The following is a 516-nucleotide window of genomic DNA, read 5'->3' as shown; positions in this document are numbered from 1 at the left end:
AGGCGATGTAGCTTAAATAGCATTTGGCATAGTGATGATGGTGAGAAGTCATTGCTTCATTAGCCACATCATTCACGGTCATGCTCGCTTCTCTTTTTAAGAGTATCTAGTTAGACGTTCAGCTCACCTTATTGCGCGACTTATCCTTTCAAGAATCGTTGTTCATCAAACACCATTTTGTTCATCAAACACCGTTTTGTTCTTCAACATGAAATAGACACAGCGGCCAAGCTTATGAGCGAGTGCAGATAACGCTTTGGCCTTACTCATTCTTTTTTGTAATCGATTAAGGTAGTTACGGGCTTTGTCATTGCCACGCAGGTACAGCACAGCTGCTTCTGAGAATGCCCACTTCAAATGAGCGTTACCGATTTTATTACCATTAGTACCATAGGTTTTACCCGCCGATTCAGCTTTGCATTTGACCAATCTAGAGTAAGAAGCGAACTTTTGCACTGACTCAAATCGGCAGATATCACCGATTTCATACAAAATTGTCAGTGACAGAATCTTGCC

Annotated in this window: 1 protein-coding gene; it reads right to left on the bottom strand. The window is 41.7% G+C overall.

Annotated features, from left to right (window positions below; translation table 11 throughout):
• Positions 1-165: 165 nt before the first annotated feature.
• Positions 166-516, bottom strand: a 351-nt coding sequence (locus tag H5123_RS20390; protein ID WP_182699099.1) for a transposase, incomplete at its 5' end; no start/stop codon positions are given.

It is taken from the genome of Shewanella sp. SR43-4 (assembly GCF_014163845.1).
Classification (GTDB): Bacteria; Pseudomonadota; Gammaproteobacteria; order Enterobacterales; family Shewanellaceae; genus Shewanella; species Shewanella vesiculosa.
The sequence above is the reverse complement of the archived record's forward strand: the minus strand, read 5'-3'. Positions and strand labels throughout refer to the sequence as shown.